This window comes from Variovorax sp. Varisp41 (genome assembly GCF_047325085.1).
In the GTDB taxonomy this organism is placed as follows: Bacteria; Pseudomonadota; Gammaproteobacteria; order Burkholderiales; family Burkholderiaceae_C; genus Variovorax.
Map to the genome: position 1 here is coordinate 3,226,929 of NZ_CP168540.1, position 16,234 is coordinate 3,243,162.

A 16,234-nucleotide genomic window follows, 5' to 3' on the forward strand; every position below is an offset into this window, starting at 1 on the left:
TCAGCGCTGCTGGCCCCACTTGCGCACCGTCAGGCGCTCGAGCGTCTTGAAGCCCAGGCTTTCCACCAGCAGCCCGATCAGCACCACCAGCACCAGGCCCGCGAACACGCGGTCGGTGTAGAGCTCGTTGCGGTTCTGGAAGATGTACCAGCCCAGCCCGCCCTTGCCCGAAGAGGCGCCGAACACCAGCTCGGCCGCGATCAGCGTGCGCCAGGCGAAGGCCCAGCCGATCTTGAGCCCCGAGAGGATCGACGGCAGCGCGGCCGGCACCAGGATCTGCAGCACGTAGCGCAGGCCCGTGAGGCCGTAGTTGCGCCCGGCCATGCGCAGGGTCTCGGGCACGCCCTGGAAGCCCGCGTAGGTGTTGAGCGCCAGCGGCCACAGCACCGAGTGGATCAGCACGAACACCAGGCTGCCGCGGCCCAGGCCGAACCACAGCAGCGCCAGCGGCAGCAGCGCGATCGCGGGCAGCGGGTTGAACATCGAGGTCAGCGTGTCCAGCAGGTCGCGGCCGATGCGCGTGGACACCGCGAGCGTGGTCAGCGCGAAGGCCAGCGCCACGCCCGCGAGGTAGCCCTGCACCAGCACCGCGAGCGAGATGCGCACCTTCTCGAGCAGCTCGCCGCTGGCCAGGCCCTCGACCAGCGCACGCGCGGTGGCGCTGAAGGTGGGCAGCAGCAGGTCGTTGTCCTGCCAGCGCGCCGCCAGTTCCCACAGCAGCGCGATCGCGACCAGGATCAGGCCCTTGCGCAGCCAGGCCTGCGAGGCCAGGCGCGCGCCCAGCGGCAGCCGGCGCTCGACCGGCAGCGCGGTGAAGGGTTCGAGCGTGCGCTCGTACTCGGGGCGCACGGGGGGAAGGATCGCGCTCATCGGCCAGCCTCGGTGCCGTGTGCTTCGTCGAACAGCATGTCGTGGATGCGTTTCGCGGTCTGCTGGAACTCGGTGCCGCCGAGGCTGTCGAGCGTGAAGCCGTGGCTGTTGATCTCGGCGCGCATGCGCCCGGGATGCGGCGACAGCAGCGCGATGCGGTTGCCCACCACCAGCGCCTCCTCGATCGAGTGGGTGACGAACAGCAGCGTGAAGCGCACCTCTTCCCACAGCGCCAGCAGCTCCTGCTGCATGCGCCGGCGCGTGAGCGCGTCGAGCGCGGCGAAGGGCTCGTCCATCAGCAGCACGCGCGGCTGCATCGCGAGCGCGCGCGCGATCGCCACGCGCTGCTTCATGCCGCCCGAGAGCTGGTGCGGATGCACGTCGGCGAATTTCGACAGGCCCACCTTGTCGAGGTAGTGCAGCGCGCGCTCGGCCGCTTCCTTGCGGCCCAGCGTGCGCGAGGCCAGCAGCGGGAACATCACGTTCTGCCGGACGGTCTTCCACGGCGGCAGCTGGTCGAACTCCTGGAACACCACGATGCGGTCGGGCCCGGGCCGCAGCACGCGCTCGCCGGCCAGCCGGATCTCGCCCTCGACCGGCGCGATGAAGCCCGCGACCGATTTCAGCAGGGTCGACTTGCCGCAGCCCGAGGGGCCGAGCAGCACGAAGCGGTCGGCCTGGTGCACGTCGAAGCTCACGCGGTGGGTGGCGCGCACCACGCGCTCGGGCGTGCGGTACTCGAGGCTGACGCCGTCGACCTGCAGCAGCGGCGCCGCGGCCTCCCGCGCGCGCGCCTCGCCGCGTGCCAGCTCCGGGAAGGAGGACCCGGCCGCGGGCGCCACCCTTTGCCGGTGGGCCAGGGCATCGGACCGCGAATCCAGCACCGCCGCCGTGCTCATCAATTGCCCGAGGCGTTGTGCGCGTCGTCGAAGAAGTAGTCCTTCACCGAGGCCGGCTTGTTCCTGATCGCGCCCACGCGGTGCATGAAGTCGGCCAGCGCGTAGGTGTTCTGCGGCGTGGTCTTGAACTGCACCTCGGGGTTCCTGATGATCTTCAGCAGCAGCTCGCGGTCCAGCTTCGCGTTGCTGACCTTGAGGTAGATGTCGGCCGCCTTCTCGGGATTGGCACTGACGAACTTCGCGGCCTCGTCGAGCGCGTCGATGAAGGCCTTGTAGGTCTTGGGGTTCTCGTTGCGGAATTTCTCGGTGGCGTAGAGCACCGTGGCCGACGAGGGGCCGCCCAGCACCTGGTAGGAGTTCAGCACGATGTGCGCCGCGGGGTTGCCCGCGAGCTCCTGCTCCTGGAACGGCGGGTTGCCGAAGTGGGTCGTGATCTCGGTGCCGCCCTTGATGATGGCCGCGGCCGCGTCGGGATGCGGCAGCGCCACGCTGATCTTGTCGAGCTTGTTGAACTCCTTGTCGCCCCAGAGCTTGGCCGAGGCGAACTGCAGCACGCGCGACTGCACCGACACGCCGACCGCGGGCAGCGCGATGCGGTCCTTGTCCGTGAAGTCGGCGATGGTCTTCACGTTCGGGTTGTTGCTCACCAGGTAGTAGGGGAAGTTACCCAGCGAGGCCACGCCCTTGACGTTCTGCTTGCCCTTGGTGCGGTCCCACAGCGTGAGCAGCGGGCCGACGCCCGCGCCCGCGATCTCGATGTTGCCCGACAGCAGCGCGTCGTTGACCGCCGAGCCGCCCGAGAGCTTGACCCATTCGACCTTGGCGTCGACGCCCGCGGCCTTCGCGTGCTTCTCGATCAGCTTCTGGTCCTGCGCCACGTTGAGCAGCAGGTAGACGATGCCGAACTGCTCGGCGATGCGGATCTGGCCCTCGGCGTGCGCGGCGAGGCTGCCGGCCAGCAGGCCGAGGCCGGCGACGAGGGATGCGGCCTGGCGGGTGAAGCGGTTCATGGCGGGAAGGACTCCAAGGGAAGAAATTCGGGGTGCAGCGCTCCGCGCGGACCCGGCGTCGCCGGTCCGTCGAGGACGTTCGTCTGCGGAGGTGGTCGGTCTATCGGGGCTCGTCGCCCACGATGGTGGTGCGGTTGAGCCGGCGGCGCAGGTGGTCGGGCGTGCCCGCCGCCAGGTGCATCAGCGAGCGGTTGTCCCAGAACACGAGGTCATGGGGCGCCCATTGGTGGCGGTAGACGAATTCGGGCTTCACGCTGTGCGCGAACAGCTCAGACAGGAGTTCATCGCTTTCTTCCTTCGGCAGGCCGACGATGCGGGTGGTGAAGTGCTCGCTGACGAACAGCGCCTTGCGCCCGGTCTCGGGATGCGTGCGCACCACCGGCTGCACCGCGGGCGCGACCTGGTCGATCTGCGCCTGCGAGAGCTTGGGCCGCCACGGGTTCCTGGCGCGCAGTTCCTCGTACTTGGCGAGGTAGCTGTGCTCGGCCTTGAGCGGCAGGATGCGTTGCTGCAGTTCGGGCGAAAGTGCTTCCCAGGCCAGGTGCTGGTCGGCGAACAGCGTGTCGCCGCCCTCGCTCGGCAGTTCCTGCGCATGCAGCAGGGAGCCGAGGCTGGGCTTGGGCTTGTAGGAGATGTCGGAATGCCAGTAGACGCCCGCGTCGCCGAGGCCGATGGGCTCGCCGTTCTCCTTGATGTTGGAGACGATGAGGATCTCGGGGTGGTTCTCGAGCTGGAACTGGTGCAGGACATGGATCTCGAGCGGGCCGAAGCGACGGCTGAAGTCGATGTGCTGCTGAGGGGTGATCTGCTGGTTGCGGAAGACCAGGACGTGGTGGTCGAGGTGGGCGCGGTGGATGCGGGCGAAGTCTTCTTCCGGGATGGGACGCGCGATGTCGAGGCCGATGACTTCGGCGCCTACGGGGGCGGGGAAGGGGCGGATCTCGAAGGATTGGGTGCGCTCGGGGACGAGGACTTGGCTCATGTGCCGCAATGTAGGCGGGGATGGGGGGGTTGGGCAACGAACTCTTCGTTGAATGCTTATGACTGTCTGGGGCGTTTTTTATTTGGCTCTCTCTGGTGAGGCTGTCGGCCGGGTCTCGCCCCGGCGGGCGAGTCACTTTCTCTTGTCTCGCCAAGAGAAAGTAACCAAAGAGAAGGCGACCCCGCTGTCTGTGTCCCTCCGCTTCGCTACGGGCAACCTGCGGTGCTCGGGGAAAGCGGGGGTCCGCAGAACTCGCTCCACTTCGTTGCGCTCAGACAGCTGCGGCCCTTATCCCGCTTTCCCCTGCGCTCCTCGGCACAGCCAGAGGGGATGAGGGTCAACGCGCCATGGCGCGTCCTTGTGTGGGGTGCAGGAATGCTTCCGCTCCGGGTCTTCTTTCGAGGCCGAGCGAAGCGAAGGCCCGAAGGGTCTGCTGGGCCGAGCGCAGCGATGGCCCGACCCACCCCCTCTGGCTGCGCCGAGGAGCGCAGCGTTTCGCGGATAAGGGCTCGCAGCTGTTTGAGCGAAGCGAGTTCTGCGAGACCCCGCGAAACGCGAGCACCGCAGGTTGCCCGCAGCTTCGCTGCGGGTCGCAGACAGTGGGGTCGCCTTCTTTTGCTTACTTTTCTTGGCGAGACAAGAAAAGTGACTCGCCCGCCGGGGCGAGACCCGGCCAACAGCCTCAACAAAAGCACGCCTTCAAAAAAGATCAGAGCGTATGACTCCGATCCCCCTCAACAAACCCAAGCGCCTCCCAAGCATCACCCACAGCAAACCCCACCACCTTGAACAGCTCCCCCATCTCATGCTCATGCACCAGCCGAGCCCCCATCGCCCTCTCCCCCACGGAAGCCGTCTCCATCAACGAAACCAGCCCGCAGTTCAACAGAAAGCGCGCCTGACTCGCATACCCCAGCACGGCAAGCCCCGCCTCCTGCCCCGCCAACGCCACCCCCGTGAAGTCAACGTGCGCAGTGATGTCCTTCAACCCCACGTCGGACAGCGGATCCCCATCCGAGAGATGCGCCCGATGGCACATCACCGTCCCCATGTGCCGCTGCGGGTGGTAGTACTCGCTCTCGGGAAAGCCGTAGTCGATCAAGAAGGCAGCCCCGCGCTCGAGCCGGTCCGCCAGCGTCGCGACGAAGGCCTTGGCCTGGGGATGGATCTCCGTCAGGTAGTCGTGCTCGCCCGGCACCTCGACCGGCGGCCGCAGCTCGGTCTCGCGGTCGGCCCAGGCCCAGCCGTCGCCTGCCGCATTGCGCACCACGCCGCGCTCGAACCAGCGCCCGCCATGGCGCGCGAGCAGTTGCACCGGCATCGCGTCGAGCACCTCGTTGCCGACCACCACGCCCTGCATCGCCGCGGGCAGCTCGAGCCGCCATTCGACACGGTCGCCGAAGCGCGCCAAGGCCTGCTGCTGGCGCGCGCGCAGGGTGCCCGAGAGGTCGACGATGCGGTAGTTCACGTCGCTGCGGCCCAGGGCATCGAGCGCATCGAGCAACTGGGCGGCGAGCGCGCCCGAGCCGGCGCCGAACTCCCACACCGTGGCGGTGCCGGTCTTCTCGAGCGCCTCGGCCAGCTGCGCGGCCAGCGCGCGGCCGAACAGCGGGGTGAGCTCGGGCGCGGTCACGAAGTCGCTGCCCGATTCGGGCATCTGGCCGAACTTGGCGAGGCTGTTGGCGTAGTAGCCGAGGCCCGGCGCATAGAGCGCGAGCGCCATGAAGCGGTCGAAGCCGATCCAGCCGCCGGCGCGCTCGACGGCACGGGCGATCAGGGTGTCGAGGGCGATGGGTAAACTGCTGTGGGTCTGTGTCGTCACGGGCACCGATTCTCCTCGCATCCTCCAGCCCCCACCTTCCGCATGAGCGCCGCGCCCTCCTCCACCGCCACGCCCCCCGAGCGCCGCACCGTCCTCGTCACGGGCGCGGGCAAGCGGCTGGGGCGCGAGATCGCGCTGGCGCTGGCCGCGGGCGGCTGGCGCGTGGCGGTGCATTTCCGCCAGTCGCGCGCCGAGGCCGAGCAGACGGTGGCCGACTGCGCCGCGCTCGCGGGCGAGGCCCATGCCTTCGGCGCCGACCTGCTCGACGAGGCCGCCACGCGCGCGCTGCTGCCGCAGGTGGCGGCGCACTTCGGCCGGGTCGACGCGGTGGTGCACAGCGCCGCGCTGTTCGAGCACGACGACGCGGCCAGCTTCAGCTACGCGCTGATGGACCGCCATGCGCGCGGCAACACGGGGGCCGCGATCGTGCTGGCGCAGGCGCTGCACGCGCACCTCGCGCAACGCGATCCAGAAGGCACGCTCACCGGCGCGGTGGTCCACATGCTCGACCAGAAGCTGTGGAACACCAACCCCGATTTCCTCAGCTACACGCTCTCCAAGGCCGCGCTCGAGGCCGCCACGCCGATGCTGGCGCTGGCGCTCGCGCCGCGCGTGCGCGTGGTGGGCGTGGCGCCCGGCCTCACGCTGCCGAGCCACATGCACGACGACGACAAGTTCGCGCAGCTGCACAAGCTGTCGCCGCTGGGGCGCTCGTCCACGCCGGCCGACGTGGCCGCCACCGTGCGCTTCGCGCTCGAGAACGGCTCGATCACCGGCACCACGCTGCTGGTGGACGGCGGCCAGCACCTGATGAAGTTCGAGCGCGATTTCTCGCACATGTGAGCTGACCCCGCCGACCGCCGCACCTTTTTTCGAGCACCACCCGATGTCACCCACCACCCCCCTCGGGCGCCAGACGCTCACCCTCAACGGCCTGCGCTTCGATGCCAACCTCGGCATCCTCGAGCAGGAAAAGGTCGCGCCGCAGCCGATCCAGGTCGATGCCGAGCTCAACCTCGGCCCGCAGCCGCTGCTGCCCAAGGACGACGACATCTTCCACGTGCTCGACTACCGCAAGGTGCGCCGGATCATCATCGACGAGTGCACGGCCGAGCACGTGAACCTGCTCGAAAGCCTGATCGGCAAGCTCGCGCAGCGCCTGCTGCAGCTGCCCGGCGTGCTGGGCGTGCGCGTGAAGATCGCCAAGCTCGAGATCTTCGAGGACTGCGAGGTCGCGATCCGCATCGAAGCCGGGGAATGGTGATCCGGGGCAAAATCGCCCCCTTCCCCCGTTTTTTGCTGCCCCGGGCAGCCCTTTTGCCATGAACGCCGTCTGGATCGACGAGGCGCCCGTCGCCGACGCCTCCGCCTCGCCCCCGCCCGCCAACTCGATGAAGATCGAGCGCGAAACGCACAAGCTCGAGAAACGCCTGTGCCGCGAGGTGGGCCGCGCCATCGTCGACTACAACATGATCGAGGAAGGCGACAAGGTCATGGTCTGCGTGTCGGGCGGCAAGGACAGCTACGGCCTGCTCGACATCCTGCTCAAGCTCAAGGCCCGCGCGCCGATCCACTTCGACATCGTCGCGGTCAACCTCGACCAGAAGCAGCCCGGCTTCCCCGAGGAAGTGCTGCCGAAGTACCTGAGCGACCTCGGCGTGGCCTTCCACATCGAGAACCAGGACACCTACAGCATCGTCAAGCGCGTGATCCCCGAGGGCAAGACCACCTGCGGCCTGTGCAGCCGGCTGCGCCGCGGCATCCTCTACCGCGTGGCCGACGAGCTGGGCGCCACCAAGGTCGCGCTGGGCCACCACCGCGACGACATGCTGCAGACCTTCTTCCTCAACATGTTCTTCGCGGCCAAGCTCAAGAGCATGCCGCCGAAGCTGGTGAGCGACGACGGCCGCCACGTGGTGATCCGGCCGCTGGCCTACGTGGCCGAGAAGGACCTCGTGCGCTGGGCCCAGCACCGCGAGTTCCCGATCATTCCGTGCACGCTGTGCGGCAGCCAGGAGAACCTGCAGCGCAAGCAGGTCGGCGAGATGCTGCGCGAATGGGAGCGCAAGTACCCGGGGCGCATCGAGAACATGTTCAGCGCGATGCAGAACGTGGTGCCTTCGCACCTGCTCGACGGAACGCTGCACGACTTCAAGGGTCTGAAGCCGACGGGCGTGGCCGACGAGAACGGCGACAAGGCCTTCGACACGCCCTCCTTCGACCCGCTCTCCCAGGCACCCGCCGCCCTGCGCATCGTCCAGGGCTGATCCGGCTACCCAGGGGAATTTTGGGCCCACCGGCCCGGAGACCCTCATGAAACGCGCCTTCTCTGCTCTTCCTGCTCTCCTTTTGGTAGCAACCCTGTCCGGCTGCGCCACCTCCTGGGTGGTCGACAGCGACGTGAAGAGCTTCTCCTCGATCGACACCGTTCCCGCCGGCGCCACCTACCGCTTCGAGCGCCTGCCCTCGCAGCAGGCCAACGGCGAGCGCCAGGCCTCGCTCGAGGCCATGGCCGCCGCCGCGCTCGAGCAGGTCGGCCTGCGCCGCGACGACGCCAACCCGCGCTACACGGCGCAGATCAGCGCCCGCGTGACCACCACGCTGTCGCCCTGGGCCGATCCCTGGCTCTGGGACGGCCCCTTCGGCTACGGCTATGGCTACGGCCCCTACGGCTACGGCCGGCGCTGGTACGGCGGCGGCTGGTATGGCGCGCCGATGATCCCGCAGGCCTCCAATCCCTGGTACGAGCGCGAGGTCGGCGTGGTGCTGCGCGAGCTCGGCAGCAACCGCGTGGTCTACGAGACCCGCGCGCGCAACGACGGCCCCTACACCTCGAGCGCCGCGGTGCTGCCGGTGATGTTCCAGGCCGCGCTGCAGGGCTTCCCGAAGCCGCCCGAGGGCGTGCGGCGCGTCAACATCGAGCTGCCGACGGCGAAGAAGCAACAGTAAGGGCCCGCCTCGGGCCTGGAGCGGCGGCACGATCCGAAATGCCGCCCTCCTAGAATTTCGACCATGGAAGACCTCACCCGCCTGATCGCCGTTCGCCATGGCGAAACCGCCTGGAACGTCGACACGCGCATCCAGGGCCAGCTCGACATCGGGCTCAATCCCACCGGCGTCTGGCAGGCCCAGCGCGTGGGCCAGGCGCTGGCCGACGAGCCGCTGGCCGCCATCTATGCGAGCGACCTCTCGCGCGCCTGGCAGACCGCGCTCGAGATCGCCAGGCCGCACGGCCTCGAGGTCCGGCCCGAACCCGGCCTGCGCGAGCGCGCCTTCGGCCGCTTCGAGGGCATGAGCTTCGCCGAGATCGAGGCCGAGCTGCCCGAACAGGCCAGGCGCTGGCGCGAGCGCGATCCCGAGTTCGAACCCGAGGGCGGCGAGAGCCTGCTGGTGTTCCGCGAGCGCATCACGCGCGTGGCCGCCGACCTGGCCTCGCGCCACACGGGCGAGCTGGTGGCGCTGGTCGCGCACGGCGGCGTGATGGACGTGCTCTACCGCGCCGCCACGCGCCAGGAGCTGCAGGCGCCGCGCACCTGGCAGCTCGGCAACGCGGCCATCAACCGCATGCTGTGGAGCAGCGAGGGCTTCAGCCTCGTGGGCTGGAGCGACATCTCGCACCTCGCGGCCGAGGGCGGGCCGCGCGACGAGTTCGCCAACTAGCTCGGTGCGTCAGTGCGAGCCCGGCGCCACCATCCGGTGGCGCAGCTGGTCGGCCACCACCGCCACGATCAGCAGCGCGCCCAGCACCACCATCTGCAGGTACGACCCCACGCTCGCGAGGTTCATGCCGTTCTGCACCAGGCCGATGAAGATCGCGCCCATCACCACGTTCGGCACCCGGCCCAGGCCGCCGCGCAGGCTCACGCCGGCGATCACGCAGGCCGCGATCGATTCCAGCGCCACGGTGCCGCCGAGGTTGGCCTCGCCGGTCTCGACGCGCGCGGTCAGCAGCAGGCCGCTGACGGCCGCGAGGCCCGCGCACAGCAGGTAGGCCACGAGCAGCACGCGCCGGGTGTCGATGCCCGACAGCGCCGCGGCCTTGGCATTGCCGCCCACGGCCAGCAGGTGGGTGCCGGTCGGCATGCGGCCCATCAGCACGCCCATGGCCGCCACGCAGGCCGCCGTGACCCAGATCGGCACCGGCACGCCCAGCAGCGTGCCGAAGCCGAACAGCTCGCTGAAGCCCGCGGGCAGGCCCGACACCGGCACGCCGCCCGTGAGGTAGAGCGCCAGGCCGAAGCCGATCGACTGCACGCCCAGCGTGACGATGAAGGGCGAGACGCCGATGAAGGCCACGCCGATGCCGTTGACCAGCCCCACCGCGAGCCCGGCCAGCATGCCGCAGGCGCAGCCCAGCGCGATCGCCAGCCAGGCGGCGTCGGGCAGCGCGGCGCCGAAGAACTGCATGGCCAGCGCCGCCACCACCGAGGTGATCGCCATCACGGTGCCGACCGAGAGGTCGAAGCCGCCGGTCACCAGCGCCAGCATCTGGCCCATGGCCACCAGGATCAGGTAGACCGACTGGCGCAGCAGGTTGACCAGGTTCTGCACCGTGAGGAACTGGTCCGACAGGGTGCCGAACACCACGAAGGCGATCGCCAGCATGAAGGGCAGCACGCCCAGGCGCAGGAACAGGGCGCGCAGCAGGGCCAGCGCGCGGCCGGCGGGCCCCGGTGCCGAAGGCACGGCGGTGGCGACGGAGGAAGACGAAGTCATGGCTTGTTGTTCTCGCTGGGACCGAAGAAGAGATTGAGCACGGCGGTCTCGCCGATGGCGTCGCCCTGCAGCTCGCCGGCGATCTCGCCGCGGCACATCACGTAGACACGGTGGCTCAGGTGCAGCACCTCGGGCAGGTCGGAGGAGATCACGACCACCGCCGCGCCGCCTTCGCAGAGCTTGCGGATCACCTGGTAGAGCGCGCTGCGGGTGCCGATGTCGACGCCCACCGTGGGCTCGTCGAACACGTAGAGCGCGGCGTCGCGCGTCATGCCCTTGCCGAACAGCACCTTCTGCTGGTTGCCGCCCGACAAGAGCGCCACCGGCCGCTCGAGGTTGCGCGGCGCGAGTTCCACGCGCTCGGCCGCGGCCGTGGACAGCCGGCGCCCGAGCCGCTTGCGCAGCCAGCCGCCATGGCCGCGCAGCGGGCCGTGCACCAGCGGCAGCGTGATGTTGGCGCGCGAACTGAAGCCCAGCACCAGCCCCTCGCCCTTGCGGTCGGGCGGCAGGTAGAACAGGCCCTCGTCGAGCAGCCGGCGCACCCTGGCGCCGGTGCGCGGCTGGCCCTTGAACAGCACGCGGCCCGCGCTCACCGCATCGAGCCCGCAGACCGCGCGGAACAATTCCGACTTGCCGCAACCCACGAGGCCGGCCAGCCCGACCACCTCGCCGCGCCGCACCCTGAGGCTGGCGCCGCGCACGCCGTTGGGCGAATGCAGGCCCTCGACCTCCAGCACCGTCTCACCCGGCGCAAAGGCGATGCGCGGATAGACCTGTTCGATGGCACGCCCGCTCATCAGCTCGATCAGGCGGTCGGCATCGGTCTCGCGCGCCTCGACCGTCGTCACCTGGCGGCCGTCGCGCAGCACCGTGATGCGGTCGGCGATCCGCGCGATCTCCTGCATGCGGTGCGAGATGTAGACGATGCCCACGCCGCGCGCCTGCAGCCGCGCCACCAGCGCGAACAGGCGCTGCGTCTCGGCATCGGTCAGCGAGGCCGTGGGCTCGTCGAGGATCAGCACCGAGACCTCGCCGCGCAGGCCCTTGGCGATCTCCACCATCTGCTGCTGCGCGCGCGTGAGGCCGGCCACGGGCGCATCGACGTCGATCGCGAAGCCCAGGTCGGCCAGCATCGCGCGGGCACGTTCGCGCAGCGCGCCGCGGTCGAGCAGGCCGCCGCGGCGCGGCTCCTCGCCGAGGCTCAGGTTCTGCGCCACCGACAGCGTGGGGATCAGCGAGAACTCCTGGAACACCGCGCTGATGCCGTGGCGCCGCGCCTCGTGCACGTTCGCGAAGCGCACCGGCTCGCCGCGCAGCCGGATCTCGCCGGCGCTCGGCACATTGGCGCCGGCCAGCAGCGAGATCAGCGTCGACTTGCCGGCGCCGTTCTCGCCGAACAGCACGTGCACCTCGCCCGCGCGCAGTTCGAAGTCCACGCCGTCGAGCGCCAGCACGCCCGGATAGCGCTTGCCGAGTCCGCGGGTCTGCAGCAGGGGTGGCATCGCGGGCCTACTTGACCTCGAACACCGGCTTGAAGCCGGTCGGCGGCAGGATGTCGGCCTGCTTCACGCTCTGGATGTTGCTGCTGTCGACCACGAAGATCTTCGGGCCCACGTGCTTCGCGACCTCCTTGCCCTCGAGCAGGCGCACCGCCTGGTCGACCGCGATGCGGCCCTGGATCACCATCGAGTCGGCCGGCGCCGCCACGATGCGGCCGCGCTGGATGCCCTCGTAGACGCCCGGCGTCATGTAGAAGGACAGCACCTGCACCTTCTTGTCGAGGTTGCGCGAGCGCAGGATGCCGGTGGCGGCCTCGGCCGTGACGGCCGTGCCCGCCAGGTAGGCCAGGTCGGGGTTGGCCTGCAGCACGTCCTCGATCAGCTTGCTCTGCGCCTCCTTGCCGGTGTCGCCGTACTTCGGATCGAGCACCACCACCGCGCTGCCCTTGACCGCCTCCATGAAGCCCTTGTGCGCGGCCTCGACCCAGCCCGCGCCGGCCGGGCCCGGGAACCAGCCGACCTTGACCGGCGGCGAACCGGCCGGATGCTTCTTCGCGAGGTAGGCGCCGGTCGACTGGCCCATGGTGTGGAAGGACACGAGCGACTTGGCCGAGAGGTCGGGCGAGTTGATGCCGTTGACCAGGTCGATCACCGGCACCTTCTTCGCGGCCGTGGCCTTGATGACGTTGTTGAGGCCGTCGCCCGAGATCGCGCCGATGATCACCGCGTTGGCGCCGCGCGCCACGCAGTCCTCGATCTGCGAGACCTGCTTGCCGAGGTTGGTGTAGCCGCCCGCGTCGGCCACCTGCAGCTTCACGCCCTGGCGCCGGGCCTCCTCGATCACGCCGTAGTCCACGCCGAGCCAGTAGGCGTCCTTCATGTGCGGGAACGACACGCAGAGGTCCCACTTCTTCGAGGCCTTGGGCAGCGGCACGTAGTCGATGGGCTTTCGCGTGCCCTCGGCCGAGAAGGCGGGCTCGGTGGCCTCGGCCTTGTAGGGAAACCAGTCGGCGGCCGAGGCACCGCCGTGCCACAGCACGGTGGCGGCGAAGGCGGCGGCGGTCAATGAAACGCGCAGGGGCAAGCTGTTCATGAAGAACTCCTAGGTGGCAACGGGGAAGGAAATGAGTGGGCGGCCGCGCCGCCCGGGCGCTCAGTCGGCGAGCGCGGCGCGCAGGCGCTCGATGCGCCGTCGTCGCTCGGCGCGCGCGGCCAGCGCCTGCGCCATGTCGACCGCGACGAAGCGCGCCTTGTGGTTGGGCTGCATCTGGGCGATCAGGTCCATGTCGGCGCTGATCACCGTGCCGACCATCGCGTAGCCGCCGCCCGAGACCGCGTCGCGGTGCAGGATGATCGGCTCGCGCCCGCCCGGCACCTGGATCGAGCCATAGGGATAGCCGGCATCGACGATGTTCGACGGATCGGCGCCCGCGCCGAAGGGCGGCGTACGCTCGATGAACTTCAGCGGCGTGCCGTTCTTGTAGCGGTAGCCGATGCGGTCGGCCTCCGAACCCACGCTCCAGGTGTCGGCGAAGAAGCTGCGCACCGAGTCCTGCTGCAGCCGATGGAAGTAGATGCCGGGCAGCACGCGCAGCGTCACCTCCTTGGCGAGCACCGGCAGCAGCTCGGCGGCCACGCCACGCCCGGGCCGCGCGCGCGCCGAGGGCGTGCCCACCGGCAGCCGGTCGCCGGCCAGCAGCTTGCGGCCCTCGAAGCCGCCGAAGGCACCGAGCCCGTAGGTCGAGCGGCTGCCGAGCACCAGCGGCACGTCGATGCCGCCGGCCACCGCGATGCACATGCGCGCGCCCAGCAGCATGAAGTCGAAGCCGAGCACGTCGCCGGCCTGCACCGCGAAGGCTTCGTTGCGCGGCCTCTCGGCGCCGTTGAGCTTGACCTTGGCCTGCGCGCCGGTCACCGCCACCACCGCGGGCGCGTCGAAGCGCAGCTCGGGCCCGAGCAGCGTGCTCTCGATCACGGCCGCGCCCTCGTCGTTGCCCACCAGCAGGTTGGCCAGCACCAGGCCCTGCTGGTCGAGCGCGCCCGACAGCGGAATGCCCAGGTGGTAGTAGCCGGGACGGCCCGCGTCCTGCACGCTGGTCGCGAGGCCGGGCTTGAGCACTTCAATCGCCATGGAGCACCTTCAGCAGCTGTCGGTTGTAGCCGTCGGGGTCGGCCAGGAATTCCTGCAGCGAGAACGACACCGGCGCGATGCGCAACGCGTAGTCGCCGGCCTCCACCTGCGCCACCTGGCGGTCGTACTCGGCGCGGTCGATCGGCTTCCACTTGACGATGTCGCCGGGACGGAAGAACACCATCAGCTCCTTGAGGTACGGCAGGCGCTGGGCCGGATCGAAGATCGGCGCCGGCGTGACGCCGAACATCTGGTAGCCGCCGGCACCGCGCACCGAGTAGATGCAGCTGAAGCAGCCGCCATGGCCCAGGGTGAGCCGCGGCGTGTCGGTGCGCGGGCTCAGATACTTGGGCACCTCGAGCTGGCGCTCGCGCTCGACCATCTGGAACAGGAAGGGCAACCCGGCCACGAAGCCCACCATGGAGACGAACCACGGCGCGCCCGAATGCGCGGCGATGAAGGCATCGACGGAATCGAGGCCGTTGATGCGCGCGGCGTATTCGATGTCGGTGCTGGCCGGGTCCTGGTGGCGCTCGCGGAAGCGCATCAGGGTCTCGTGCGTCCACGGGTCGTTGTAGAGCACGGGGATCTCGACGATGCGGGTCGAAAGCCGCAGGTCGGCCTCGCCGATGCCGGCCTCGATCCCCTCGAGCACGGCCTGCAGCGCGTCGGGCGCGATCAGGTCGGGATCGAAGCGCACCAGGTAGGCCGCGTTGGCCGGGCAGATCTCGGTGACGCCCGCGATCTCGCCGGCCTGCACGCGGCGGCGCAGCTCGTTGCAGATCGCCATGCCCTTGAAGAAGGCCGGCAGCGACATCGATTCGCTGATCTCGACGAACAGGTGCTCGTCGCCGCCGAAGCTGTAGCGGGCCTGGGCCGGGAGGATGGCGGCGGTCATGCGGGCACCTTCTCGAGAGTCGGGACGGAAGCGGCGGGCTCCGCCAGCGGGTTCGCCGCGAGCCATTGCTCGAGGAAGCCGGTGTGGAAGGCCGCGGCCGCGACCGCGGCGTCGTCGCACAGCGCGCGGTGCAGCGGGATGGTGGTGTGGATGCCCTCCACGCGCAGCTCGCCGAGCGCACGGCGCATGCGCGCGAGCGCGGCGGCGCGGTCGCTGTCGTGCACGATCAGCTTGCCGAGCAGCGAGTCGTAGTAGGCCGGCACGCTGCAGCCCGCGAACATCAGGGTGTCGAAGCGCACGCCGGGCCCGCCCGGCACCGCGAGCCGCGTCACCAGGCCCGGGCTCGGCATGAAGTTCTTCGCGGCGTTCTCGGCGTTGATGCGCACCTCGATGGCGGCGCCGGCGAGCCGGATGTCCTCCTGCTTCAGGCGCAGCGGCTGGCCCAGCGCGATGCGCAGCATCTCCTTCACGAGGTCGATGCCGGTGACCATCTCGGTGATCGGATGCTCGACCTGGATGCGGGTGTTCATCTCGATGAAGAAGAACTCGCGCGTGTCGTCGTCGTAGAGGTATTCGAGCGTGCCCGCGCCGCGGTAGGCCACGGCGCTCGCGAGGCGCAGCGCCGATTCGCACAGCGCGGCGCGCGTGGCGGCATCGATGGCGGCCGAGGGCGCTTCTTCCCACACCTTCTGGCGCCGGCGCTGCAGCGAACATTCGCGCTCGAAGCAGTGCACCACGCGCTGGCCGTCGCCGAGGATCTGCACCTCGATGTGGCGTGCCTTGCGGATGAAGCGCTCGAGGTAGACCTCGCCGTTGCCGAAGGCGGCCTGCGCCTCGGCGGTGGCGGTGGCGAACTGCTGCCGCAGCTCGGCCTCGTCGTGCGCCACGCGGATGCCGCGCCCGCCACCGCCGGCCGAGGCCTTGATCATGATCGGGTAGCCGATGTCGCGCGCGAGCTCGACCGCCACGCCGGCATCGCTCACCACGCCGGCGCTGCCGGGCACGGTGGGCACGCCGGCCTTCATGGCGGCGGCGCGCGCGGCCGCCTTGTCGCCCATGGTGCGGATCGCATGCGGCGTCGGGCCCACGAACACCAGGCCCGCGGCCTCGACGCGCGCCGCGAAGTCGGCGTTCTCCGAAAGGAAGCCGTAGCCCGGATGCACGGCGCCCGCGCGGCTCTCGGCCGCGGCCTGCAGGATGGCGTCGGCGCTCAGGTAGCTCTTGCCGGCATGGGCCGGGCCGATGCGCACGGCCTCGTCGGCCATCTGCACGGCCAGGCTCTGGGCGTCGGCGTCGCTGTAGACGGCGACGGTCTTCAGGCCCAGCTCCTGCGCGGCGCGGATCACGCGCACCGCGATCTCCCCGCGGTTGGCGATCAGCAGCTTGTCGAATGCAGCGGTCATCGCG

General features: G+C 69.9%; 16 protein-coding genes. 5 read left to right on the forward strand and 11 right to left on the reverse strand.

Features of this window, described 5'->3' with window-relative positions; all coding sequences use genetic code 11:
* The 5 genes from ACEN9J_RS14975 to ACEN9J_RS14995 all read right to left on the reverse strand — a co-directional run bounded on the left by ACEN9J_RS14975 (position 1) and on the right by ACEN9J_RS14995 (position 5,604).
* Positions 1-870, reverse strand: a complete 870-nt coding sequence (locus ACEN9J_RS14975; RefSeq protein ID WP_413764466.1) for an ABC transporter permease — start codon at positions 868-870, stop codon at positions 1-3.
* The gene (locus ACEN9J_RS14980) at positions 867-1,769 is read right to left on the reverse strand and encodes an ABC transporter ATP-binding protein (protein ID WP_413764467.1); all 903 of its coding nucleotides are present in this window, start codon (positions 1,767-1,769) and stop codon (positions 867-869) included. The genes ACEN9J_RS14975 and ACEN9J_RS14980 overlap by 4 nt, the downstream gene beginning before the upstream one ends.
* Complete coding sequence (locus ACEN9J_RS14985) at positions 1,769-2,779, reverse strand: ABC transporter substrate-binding protein (protein WP_413764468.1); 1,011 nt, start codon at positions 2,777-2,779, stop codon at positions 1,769-1,771. The genes ACEN9J_RS14980 and ACEN9J_RS14985 overlap by 1 nt, the downstream gene beginning before the upstream one ends.
* Before the next feature lie 100 nt (positions 2,780-2,879).
* Positions 2,880-3,761, reverse strand: a complete 882-nt coding sequence (locus ACEN9J_RS14990; protein WP_413764469.1) for a TauD/TfdA dioxygenase family protein — start codon at positions 3,759-3,761, stop codon at positions 2,880-2,882.
* Between the two features lie 709 nt (positions 3,762-4,470).
* On the reverse strand, positions 4,471-5,604 hold the full coding sequence (locus tag ACEN9J_RS14995; RefSeq protein ID WP_296741862.1) for a class I SAM-dependent methyltransferase: 1,134 nt from the start codon (positions 5,602-5,604) through the stop codon (positions 4,471-4,473).
* A gap of 21 nt (positions 5,605-5,625) precedes the next feature.
* Here ACEN9J_RS14995 and ACEN9J_RS15000 point away from each other — a divergent pair, with 21 nt between their 5' ends.
* The 5 genes from ACEN9J_RS15000 (at position 5,626) to ACEN9J_RS15020 (ending at position 9,243) form a co-directional block, all read left to right on the forward strand.
* A complete protein-coding gene (locus tag ACEN9J_RS15000) occupies positions 5,626-6,426 on the forward strand; it encodes an SDR family oxidoreductase (RefSeq protein ID WP_057591107.1) in 801 nt (266 codons plus the stop codon).
* Positions 6,427-6,469: 43 nt separating this feature from the next.
* Positions 6,470-6,847: a dihydroneopterin aldolase gene (locus tag ACEN9J_RS15005; RefSeq protein ID WP_057591108.1), complete on the forward strand. Its 378-nt coding sequence runs from the start codon at positions 6,470-6,472 to the stop codon at positions 6,845-6,847.
* A gap of 58 nt (positions 6,848-6,905) precedes the next feature.
* Positions 6,906-7,850 (forward strand): tRNA 2-thiocytidine(32) synthetase TtcA, encoded by a 945-nt coding sequence (gene ttcA / locus ACEN9J_RS15010; RefSeq protein WP_057591109.1) that lies wholly within the window; start codon positions 6,906-6,908, stop codon positions 7,848-7,850.
* A gap of 46 nt (positions 7,851-7,896) precedes the next feature.
* Complete coding sequence (locus ACEN9J_RS15015; protein ID WP_413764470.1) at positions 7,897-8,532, forward strand: DUF4136 domain-containing protein; 636 nt, start codon at positions 7,897-7,899, stop codon at positions 8,530-8,532.
* A gap of 63 nt (positions 8,533-8,595) precedes the next feature.
* Positions 8,596-9,243, forward strand: coding sequence for a histidine phosphatase family protein (locus ACEN9J_RS15020; RefSeq protein ID WP_057591111.1), 648 nt, complete (start codon positions 8,596-8,598; stop codon positions 9,241-9,243).
* A 9-nt stretch (positions 9,244-9,252) separates the two neighbouring features.
* Here ACEN9J_RS15020 and ACEN9J_RS15025 read toward each other — a convergent pair whose 3' ends face one another.
* The 6 genes from ACEN9J_RS15025 to ACEN9J_RS15050 are packed head-to-tail and all read right to left on the reverse strand — an operon-like array spanning position 9,253 to position 16,230.
* Complete coding sequence (locus ACEN9J_RS15025) at positions 9,253-10,299, reverse strand: ABC transporter permease (RefSeq protein ID WP_413764471.1); 1,047 nt, start codon at positions 10,297-10,299, stop codon at positions 9,253-9,255.
* Positions 10,296-11,801, reverse strand: coding sequence for a sugar ABC transporter ATP-binding protein (locus tag ACEN9J_RS15030; RefSeq protein ID WP_413764472.1), 1,506 nt, complete (start codon positions 11,799-11,801; stop codon positions 10,296-10,298). The genes ACEN9J_RS15025 and ACEN9J_RS15030 overlap by 4 nt, the downstream gene beginning before the upstream one ends.
* A gap of 7 nt (positions 11,802-11,808) precedes the next feature.
* Complete coding sequence (torT, locus tag ACEN9J_RS15035) at positions 11,809-12,891, reverse strand: TMAO reductase system periplasmic protein TorT (RefSeq protein ID WP_413764473.1); 1,083 nt, start codon at positions 12,889-12,891, stop codon at positions 11,809-11,811.
* Between the two features lie 60 nt (positions 12,892-12,951).
* A complete protein-coding gene (locus tag ACEN9J_RS15040; protein ID WP_057591114.1) occupies positions 12,952-13,929 on the reverse strand; it encodes a biotin-dependent carboxyltransferase family protein in 978 nt (325 codons plus the stop codon).
* Positions 13,919-14,827, reverse strand: coding sequence for a 5-oxoprolinase subunit B family protein (locus tag ACEN9J_RS15045; protein ID WP_413764474.1), 909 nt, complete (start codon positions 14,825-14,827; stop codon positions 13,919-13,921). Before ACEN9J_RS15045 ends, ACEN9J_RS15040 begins: the two co-directional genes overlap by 11 nt.
* Positions 14,824-16,230 carry an acetyl-CoA carboxylase biotin carboxylase subunit gene (locus tag ACEN9J_RS15050; protein ID WP_413764475.1) on the reverse strand — a complete coding sequence of 469 codons (1,407 nt, stop codon included), beginning with the start codon at positions 16,228-16,230 and terminating at the stop codon, positions 14,824-14,826. The genes ACEN9J_RS15045 and ACEN9J_RS15050 overlap by 4 nt, the downstream gene beginning before the upstream one ends.
* Positions 16,231-16,234: the final 4 nt, after the last annotated feature.

Bases quoted from the DNA above. Each gene is read 5' to 3' on its own strand.
- ACEN9J_RS14995 (WP_296741862.1), bottom strand. From the start codon at position 5,604: ATGCGAGGAGAATCGGTGCCCGTGACGACACAGACCCACAGCAGTTTA.
- ACEN9J_RS15050 (WP_413764475.1), bottom strand. From the start codon at position 16,230: ATGACCGCTGCATTCGACAAGCTGCTGATCGCCAACCGCGGGGAGATC.
- ACEN9J_RS15005 (WP_057591108.1), top strand. From the start codon at position 6,470: ATGTCACCCACCACCCCCCTCGGGCGCCAGACGCTCACCCTCAACGGC.
- ACEN9J_RS15000 (WP_057591107.1), top strand. From the start codon at position 5,626: ATGAGCGCCGCGCCCTCCTCCACCGCCACGCCCCCCGAGCGCCGCACC.
- torT (WP_413764473.1), bottom strand. From the start codon at position 12,891: ATGAACAGCTTGCCCCTGCGCGTTTCATTGACCGCCGCCGCCTTCGCC.
- ACEN9J_RS15045 (WP_413764474.1), bottom strand. From the start codon at position 14,827: ATGACCGCCGCCATCCTCCCGGCCCAGGCCCGCTACAGCTTCGGCGGC.
- ACEN9J_RS14985 (WP_413764468.1), bottom strand. From the start codon at position 2,779: ATGAACCGCTTCACCCGCCAGGCCGCATCCCTCGTCGCCGGCCTCGGC.
- ACEN9J_RS15030 (WP_413764472.1), bottom strand. From the start codon at position 11,801: ATGCCACCCCTGCTGCAGACCCGCGGACTCGGCAAGCGCTATCCGGGC.
- ACEN9J_RS14975 (WP_413764466.1), bottom strand. From the start codon at position 870: ATGAGCGCGATCCTTCCCCCCGTGCGCCCCGAGTACGAGCGCACGCTC.
- ACEN9J_RS15015 (WP_413764470.1), top strand. From the start codon at position 7,897: ATGAAACGCGCCTTCTCTGCTCTTCCTGCTCTCCTTTTGGTAGCAACC.
- ACEN9J_RS15020 (WP_057591111.1), top strand. From the start codon at position 8,596: ATGGAAGACCTCACCCGCCTGATCGCCGTTCGCCATGGCGAAACCGCC.
- ACEN9J_RS14990 (WP_413764469.1), bottom strand. From the start codon at position 3,761: ATGAGCCAAGTCCTCGTCCCCGAGCGCACCCAATCCTTCGAGATCCGC.
- ACEN9J_RS14980 (WP_413764467.1), bottom strand. From the start codon at position 1,769: ATGAGCACGGCGGCGGTGCTGGATTCGCGGTCCGATGCCCTGGCCCAC.
- ACEN9J_RS15025 (WP_413764471.1), bottom strand. From the start codon at position 10,299: ATGACTTCGTCTTCCTCCGTCGCCACCGCCGTGCCTTCGGCACCGGGG.
- ACEN9J_RS15040 (WP_057591114.1), bottom strand. From the start codon at position 13,929: ATGGCGATTGAAGTGCTCAAGCCCGGCCTCGCGACCAGCGTGCAGGAC.
- ttcA (WP_057591109.1), top strand. From the start codon at position 6,906: ATGAACGCCGTCTGGATCGACGAGGCGCCCGTCGCCGACGCCTCCGCC.